Genomic DNA, 1467 nt, shown 5'->3' with positions numbered 1-1467 from the left:
CGGGTGGGGTCGACGGTGGACTCCGCCGACGGTGTCGTGGGACGGGTCAGCGCGACGGTGGACGTCGCCGACGACCTGGTGATCGAGGCCGGTGGGCTCATCGGGCGAGTCGAGCCGCTCCTGGATTTCGCCGACTCGGCTCTGGCGCCCGTCAAGCCTGTGGTCGAGGCCCTGCTGGTCGATGCCGAGCTCTCCCCGGAGACGGCCGGGAAGGTGGCGACGCGCCTCACCGAGGTCCTGGTGTGGGCGGACAAGACCATCGCGCTCCTGGAACCGATCGCCGACGAGATACTCGAATCGGTCGAGCCGGAGGAGATCAGGGCCGTCGTCAGGTTCATCGACCACCTGCCCGCGCTGGGAGACAGCCTGGAGAACGACGTGATGCCCGTGATCGCCTCGTTGGACACCGTGGCACCGGAGGTCCACCAGATCCTCGAGGTCGCGCAGCACTGTCTCGAGGCGGTCAAGGGCATTCCCGGGTTCCAGCTCCTGCGGCGGCGTGGGGGCGAGAACGGTAACGGAAAGGGCGGGCCGTCCGTGCCGAGCCCGGCCACGCCGGGCGCCTGATCAGCGACTACGGCGGCGGGGTGTTCACGCTGAGGCGACCCGGCTGACACACGCCGGCGGGGTGTCGCGCGGGAATCGGCTCGCCAGATGACTCGAGGCCCTCCCGTGGGGGAGGGCCTCGATACCTGAGCCGATGACGGGAATCGAACCCGCGCTGTCTGCTTGGGAAGCAGAAGTTCTACCATTGAACTACATCGGCAGTGCACTTCACGCGGCGTCGCCGCTCGAAGGCCGGTTCAGATTAGCACGAAGGCTCCGGGCGTCAGCGGTTCCGGGGGTCTTTGCGGGCGGCCTTTCGCTTGGCTCCGGTGGTCATGGGTCGCCGGGTCTGCGCGAGCGAGGCGCGGGGCACGAACCCGAAACCGACGCCACCGACAACGGCAACGGCGAGCGCGCCGAAGATCCACGGGGTGAGTGAACCGCCGCCGGTCAGTCCCATCGCCACGATGAGGGCCGCGATGCCCACGCACACCCAGGACCAGATGGTCCATCGCCAGATGTACTTCGAGGGCTCTTCCCTGAAATCGTCCATACCCCGATTGCACCACGTGTGCGGGGCGCGGCGCATATCCGCGGTCGGCCCGGGGGCCTGCGCGGGCCCCGCGGTGTGGCGGTTCTCACGACGATCCCGCGCGCCCGCGGGTATGGATCCGGTGGCCGCTCACGCTGAAATAGGATGAGACTCCGTTTCTGAGGCCGTTCACCGGTCGACGGACGACTCTTTTCGGGAGGACGAGCATGGACGACGTGACGGAGCGACCCATCGCCCGACGAGTGCGGACCGTCCTGGCGCGCGGCGCCGCCGGCACGGTCGGTTCCGGGCTCCTGACCCGGCCACTGCGGTCCGCGCGGGTCCGCGACGACGGTGTGATCGTGCTCGTCGTCGACGTCGGCGGCATG

General features: G+C 69.3%; 1 protein-coding gene, 1 tRNA gene and 1 pseudogene. 1 reads left to right on the top strand and 2 read right to left on the bottom strand.

Annotated features, from left to right (window positions below):
* Positions 1 to 567: pseudogene (locus G6019_RS14985) on the top strand (methyl-accepting chemotaxis protein); the annotation flags it as partial.
* A 128-nt stretch (positions 568 to 695) separates the two neighbouring features.
* On the opposite strand, the gene G6019_RS14980 reads toward G6019_RS14985, so the two are convergent.
* Positions 696 to 766, bottom strand: a tRNA-Gly gene (locus G6019_RS14980).
* A gap of 63 nt (positions 767 to 829) precedes the next feature.
* Positions 830 to 1099 (bottom strand): hypothetical protein, encoded by a 270-nt coding sequence (locus tag G6019_RS14975; protein WP_182612364.1) that lies wholly within the window; start codon positions 1097 to 1099, stop codon positions 830 to 832.
* Positions 1100 to 1467 lie beyond the last annotated feature (368 nt).

The sequence above is a fragment of the Dietzia sp. DQ12-76 genome (assembly GCF_014145045.1).
Taxonomy (GTDB): domain Bacteria; phylum Actinomycetota; class Actinomycetes; order Mycobacteriales; family Mycobacteriaceae; genus Dietzia.
Note: the sequence above shows the minus strand (reverse complement) of the source record. Positions and strands in the feature narration are given on the sequence as shown.

Bases quoted from the DNA above. Each gene is read 5' to 3' on its own strand.
- G6019_RS14975 (WP_182612364.1), bottom strand. From the start codon at position 1,099: ATGGACGATTTCAGGGAAGAGCCCTCGAAGTACATCTGGCGATGGACC.